Source organism: Arthrobacter sp. TB 23 (genome assembly GCF_000294595.1).
Taxonomy (GTDB): Bacteria; Actinomycetota; Actinomycetes; order Actinomycetales; family Micrococcaceae; genus Arthrobacter_D.
The window spans coordinates 1-6,004 of the sequence record NZ_ALPM01000088.1; the positions used below are offsets into that span (position 1 = coordinate 1).

The 6,004-nt window shown below is 65.1% G+C and carries 4 protein-coding genes and 1 pseudogene; 2 read left to right on the forward strand and 3 right to left on the reverse strand.

Features of this window, described 5'->3' with window-relative positions; all coding sequences use genetic code 11:
- A pseudogene (locus tag B384_RS19775) lies at positions 1-441 on the reverse strand (molybdopterin-dependent oxidoreductase); the annotation flags it as partial.
- A 126-nt stretch (positions 442-567) separates the two neighbouring features.
- Here B384_RS19775 and moaA point away from each other — a divergent pair.
- A complete protein-coding gene (moaA, locus tag B384_RS0112595; RefSeq protein ID WP_019483458.1) occupies positions 568-1,647 on the forward strand; it encodes a GTP 3',8-cyclase MoaA in 1,080 nt (359 codons plus the stop codon).
- On the forward strand, positions 1,648-1,911 hold the full coding sequence (locus tag B384_RS0112600; protein ID WP_019483459.1) for a MoaD/ThiS family protein: 264 nt from the start codon (positions 1,648-1,650) through the stop codon (positions 1,909-1,911).
- Between the two features lie 101 nt (positions 1,912-2,012).
- Here the strand turns inward: B384_RS0112600 and B384_RS0112605 are convergent, their stop codons facing one another.
- Both B384_RS0112605 and B384_RS0112610 read right to left on the reverse strand, forming a co-directional pair.
- On the reverse strand, positions 2,013-3,479 hold the full coding sequence (locus B384_RS0112605) for a M16 family metallopeptidase (protein WP_019483460.1): 1,467 nt from the start codon (positions 3,477-3,479) through the stop codon (positions 2,013-2,015).
- A 3-nt stretch (positions 3,480-3,482) separates the two neighbouring features.
- Positions 3,483-5,744, reverse strand: a complete 2,262-nt coding sequence (locus B384_RS0112610) for a polyribonucleotide nucleotidyltransferase (protein ID WP_019483461.1) — start codon at positions 5,742-5,744, stop codon at positions 3,483-3,485.
- Positions 5,745-6,004: the final 260 nt, after the last annotated feature.

Genomic DNA, 6,004 nt, shown 5'->3' on the forward strand with positions numbered 1-6,004 from the left:
GCGGGGGTGCCAGGCCGCCAGCCGGTCGATCATGACGCTGATCAGCATGACGCCTAGTACCAGGGCGACCACCGGCGCCGCGAAGGCGGGCGTTGAGGACTGCGGCCGTGCGGCGACGGCGGCGATCCCCGCCAGGCCGAACGCCAGCACGACTGCGGCTCCGGCCCGACGCCACCTGTATTCAAGGATTCCGGCGGCGGCGGCCATTGAAGCGATGATGAGGAACATTGTGCCGAGGAATACCAGCTTGTCGGCGGTGCCGAACGTCTCGATGGCCCAGTCCTTGACGCCGGGTGGCAGCACATCAATGACGATCGACCCGACGGCGGTCACCGGGGAAAGGGAGGGGCTGACCAGCGCGGCGGTCAGCTCGGCGGCGATCACAGCGAGCAGGACAGCAACCAGCCCGGAAAGTGCTGCCCATCCGTTGGTCCGTCTCACGCCGGTCACCCTTTCTGTGATGTGTCAGTCATTTAGCCCAACGTCTGCGCCCCATCATCGGTTCGCCGGGCGTGCATAAGCCTCCACCGAATAGTGGCCCTAGCTGAAAGGGCGTAATCTCGAGGGATGGGAATTGAACTGGGTATGCCGCATATCGGGGTCCAGCGTCCCTCTGATGCCGGGCCGGGGCTGATTGACAGTTTCGGCCGCAAGGCCACTGACATGCGCCTGTCGCTGACCGACAAATGTAATCTGCGCTGCACTTATTGCATGCCCGCCGAGGGTCTTGACTGGCTGCAAAAGTCAGCCGTGCTCTCCCGTGAGGAGATCGTCCGGCTGGTGCGGATCGGCGTTGATTCCCTCGGGGTGCGTGAATTGCGCCTGACGGGTGGCGAACCGCTGGTGCGGGCCGACCTGCTGCAGATCATCGGCGATATCCGCGCCAACCACGCGGACCTGCCCATCTCCATGACGACCAACGGCCTGGGCCTGGACAAAAAGGCTCAAGCCCTCAAGGACGCGGGCCTGAGCCGGATCAATGTGTCGATGGATTCGCTCCACCCCGATACGTTTGCCCAACTGACCCGCCGGCCGTTCCTCGACCGGGTGCTGCGGGGTATCGAAGCTGCGGCGGAGGTGGGACTTGGCCTGGTCAAGATCAACGCCGTCCTGATGCGCGGGATCAACGACCATGAGGCGCCCGAACTCCTCGAATGGGCGGTGTCCAAGGGATTTGAGCTGCGTTTTATCGAGCAGATGCCCCTCGACGCGGACCACGGCTGGACCCGCGACGGCATGATCACTGCCCTCGAGATGCGGACCCTGCTGGAGCAGCAGTTTGTGCTGACCCCGGATCCGCGCAACCGGGACGGCGCCCCCGCCGAGCGCTGGGAGGTACGCCGAATCGCGGCCCCTGACATCGTCGTCGGCACCGTGGGCATTATCGCCTCGGTGACTGAGCCGTTCTGCGCCGACTGCCGGCGAACCCGCGTCACCGCCGAGGGCAAGATCATGAGCTGCCTATTTTCCCGCGAGGAGACCGATCTACGGGATCTGCTGCGGTCGGACGCCGACGACGACGCGATCGCCGCACGCTGGCAGGACGCCATGTGGGCCAAGCCGAAAGCGCATGGGATGGGCCACGTCGGTCTGGGTTCGGACGATTTTGTCCAGCCGGACCGCAGCATGAGCGCGATCGGCGGCTAGATGCTGATTCGATATTTCGGCGCCGCGCAGGCCGCAGCCGGTACGGCAGAAGAACGACTCGACCTCGACGCAGCGACGCTCGAGACGGTCCTGGCACACCTCACCGCCCGGTACCCGCTGCCGGTTCGGGTGGGCGGGCCGGCGATGCCCGAGGTCATCGCCCGGAGCAGCTTCCTGCTGAACGAGGTGGCTGCCCGTGACCGCGGCCGGGTGCTGGCCGCCGACGACGTCCTGGATATTCTGCCGCCCTTCGCCGGGGGCTAGCAGCACACGCCCAGCCGCGCTGGGCAGACAGCCTTAACCATCAATGACGCGCCCCTGACGTTCGGGGTGCGTCATTGATGGTTAACAGCTGTGCAGGACCGCTAGTGGCCGAAGTCCGCCGGGGCGTCGAACGGGCCCACAACGGTAATCGTGCGCGGGGCGGCAGCCAGTTCGGCAGCCAGTTCCCGCACCTGTTCCTCGGTGACGGCGTTGACCCGTGCCAGCACCTCATCGAGGCCGAGGAACTCCCCCGACACCAGTTCTGCCCGGCCGAGGCGTGACATCCGAGACCCGCTGTCCTCCAGTGCCAGCACCATGCCGCCGGAGAGTTGCCCGACGGCTCGACGCAGCTCATCGGCGGAAATCCCGTCTGCGGCGAGCCGGTCCAGCTCGGCACCGAGCAGCTCAATGACCTGACCGGTCTTCGCCGGTGAGCACCCCGCGTACATGGCGAAGTAGCCAGCGTCGGCGTAGGAGGCGGAGAAGGAGTAGGTCGAATAGACGAGCCCGCGCTTCTCGCGGATTTCCTGGAAAAGCCGTGATGACATCCCGCCGCCCAGGACGGCGTTCAGCACGCTCATCACGAACCGCCGGTCGTCGGTGGCGGTGATTGACGGGCAGCCGACCAGAATGTTTGCCTGCTCCACCGCACGCCGAATGACCCGGATTCCTCCGGTGCTTTCAATCGGTACCGGCGTATCGGAACGACGGGCCACGGGCAGTGCATCGTCCTCCAGCGTCCAGCCGGCGGTCCGCAGCGCGTCGAGGACGAGCCCGCAGACCACTTCGTGGTCCAGTCCCCCGGCCGCGGTGACGACCAGTTCCGATGGTCGGTAATACTGGCGGTAGTGTGCCAGGACCGAGTCGCGGGGCACTGCCTTGATGGCGTCGGGGGTGCCACCGATGGGGCGACCCAGTGGGTGGGACCCGAGCACCGCTTCGACGAATTCTTCGTGGGCGACGTCGGCGGGGTCATCGCTGTCCATCGCGATTTCCTCGAGGATGACGTCGCGTTCCTGCTCAAGTTCGTCGGCGTCAATCACGGCGCTGGTCACCATGTCGGCGATCACGTCGATTGCCATGGGCAGATCAGCGTCAAGCACCCGGGCGAAATAGCACGTGTGCTCCTTCGCCGTGGCAGCGTTGGATTCACCGCCCACCTCGTCAAACGCTTCGGCAATCTCGAGCGCAGTGCGCCGCGTGGTGCCCTTGAAGAGCAGGTGTTCAAGGAAGTGAGTGGACCCGTGCTGGCCTTCGGCCTCATCCCGGGATCCGACCCCCACCCAGAAACCGATGGTCGCGGACCGCTGGCCGGGCATTGCCTCGGTCAGGACGCGCACCCCGCCGGGAAGTACCGACCGGCGCACCACGGCGCCGCCCAGCGTCCCAGCGACGAGCGTGGGATCGTGGCCGGCACCCGCACTGTCCGCGGAAGGCGCAGGGGTGGGCAGCAGCGGCAGGACGATCGACGTCGGCCCAGTGCGGTTCTCGTGTGAAACGGCCAACGGCCCTGCTCCCGACATGGTGTCGGGAACAGGACCGGAGGCGTTGTTAGCTGATACAACCATTCGCTAGTTGTCGTCACCCTCTGCTGAGTCCGCCGAGGCGTTCTCAGCCGCAGCGTCGTCGGCAACCACTGGGGAGAGCGAAAGCTTTCCGCGGTCATCGATCTTGGTGATTTCGACCTGAACCTTCTGGCCCACCGAAACAATGTCGTCGACGTTGTCGACGCGCTTGCCGTTGGCCAGCTTGCGCAGCTCGGAGATGTGCAGCAGCCCATCCTTGCCCGGGGTCAGCGACACGAAGGCACCGAAGGTGGTGGTCTTCACGACCGTACCCAGGTACCGCTCGCCAATCTCAGGAACCTGAGGGTTGGCGATGGCGTTCACTGCGGCGCGTGCAGCCTCGGCCGCACCACCGTTGGTGGCGCCGATCAGGACCGTGCCGTCATCTTCGATGGAGATGTCAGCGCCGGTGTCTTCCTGGATCTGGTTGATCATCTTGCCCTTGGGGCCAATGACCTCGCCGATCTTGTCAACCGGGATCTTCACCGAGATGATGCGTGGCGCGAACTCGGAAAGCTCGTCCGGCACGTCGATGGCTGCCTCAAGAACACCCAGGATGTGCAGCCGGGCTTCACGGGCCTGCTTCAGGGCTGCGGCGAGCACTGAGGCGGGGATTCCGTCGAGCTTGGTGTCCAGCTGGATGGCTGTGACGAACTCGGCGGTACCGGCAACCTTGAAGTCCATGTCGCCGAAAGCATCTTCAGCGCCGAGGATGTCGGTCAGTGCCGCGTAGCGGGTCTGACCGTCGACGACGTCGGACACCAGGCCCATGGCGATACCAGCGACGGGTGCCTTCAGGGGCACACCGGCGTTGAGCAGCGACAGGGTTGAAGCACAGACCGAGCCCATCGACGTCGAGCCGTTGGAGCTCAGCGCCTCGGAGACCTGACGGATCGCGTAAGGGAATTCCTCACGGGTCGGCAGGACCGGCATCAGGGCGCGCTCGGCGAGGGCACCGTGACCGATTTCGCGGCGCTTCGGCGAACCGACGCGACCGGTTTCACCGGTGGAGTATGGAGGGAAGTTGTAGTTGTGCATGTAGCGCTTGCGCGTTACCGGCGACAACGAATCAATCTGCTGCTCCATCTTGAGCATGTTCAGCGTGGTGATTCCCATGATCTGGGTTTCGCCGCGTTCGAAGATCGCAGAACCGTGAACGCGAGGCAGGACCTCGACCTCGGCGGTGAGCTGACGGATGTCGCTCAGGCCGCGGCCGTCGATACGGATCTGATCCTTGAGGATGCGCTGGCGGACAACGCTCTTGGTGACCGACCGGAAGGCGGCAGAGAGTTCCTTCTCGCGTCCTTCGAACTGCCCGGCGAGGTCAGCGGTGACGCTGTCCTTGAGGGCGTCCGAGGCGGTGTCGCGCTCCTTCTTGTCACCGATCTGGAAGACCTCGGTCAGCTTGGCGGCTGCTGCCGACTCGACCGCTGCAAAGACGTCGTCCTGGTAGTCAAGGAAGACCGGGAAGTCAACTGTTGGCTTGGCGGCGCGGCCGGCAAGGTCAGCCTGGGCGTCACAGAGGGCACGGATGTACGGCTTTGCCGCTTCCAGGCCGTCGGCGACGATCTCTTCGGTCGGTGCGGTGGCACCGTCTTCCTTGATGAGCTTCCACGAGTTGTCGGTGGCTTCAGCTTCCACCATCATGATGGCGACGTCGTCACCCTCGGGTCCACTGACCACACGGCCGGCAACGACCATGTCGAAGACCGAGTTCTCCAGTTCGGAGTGCTTCGGGAAGGCGATCCACTGATCCTGGCCGCTGCCATCGGAGACGAGTGCCACGCGGACACCACCGATCGGACCGGAGAAGGGGAGGCCGGAGAGCTGCGTGGACATCGAGGCGGCGTTGATGGCAACGACGTCGTATCGCACGTCGGGGTTGATCGCCAGGACGGTGACCACGATCTGGACCTCGTTGCGGAGGCCCTTCACGAAGGCCGGGCGCAGCGGGCGGTCCATCAGCCGGCAGGCGAGGATCGCCTCGGTGGAGGGACGGCCTTCGCGGCGGAAGAAGGAGCCTGGGATGCGCCCTGCGGCGTACATGCGCTCTTCAACGTCGACGGTCAGGGGGAAGAAGTCGAAGCCTTCGCGGGGGTGCTTGCCAGCGGTCGTTGCTGACAGGAGCGCTGTGTCTTCGTCGATGTAAACCATTGCGGCGCCGGCTGCCTGCTGTGCAAGGCGGCCAGTCTCGAACCGTACGGTGCGCTTGCCGAACCGGCCGTTGTCAATAACGGCTTCGGCGAATTGAATTTCGGGACCCTCCATAGAGAGTCACCTCCGTTTCTGTTTGGGCTGGTGCCCTGCCGGAACCTGATCACCGTTCAATGCGGTGATGCTCGCACCCGGTCTTCGATCGAGATCCACGGGGACTCACGCGTGCTCTGCACTGTTCTGCGCTGCACGGTCGTCTGCTCCCGGAGACCACTACCGAGGACCGCGAATGCGCGGTGCCTGCCTGGCTCCATGTGTTTTTAGTTGTTTGTGTGGCCGGTGGCCACATGTGGAAGGCGGCTCCTTCCCTCAGG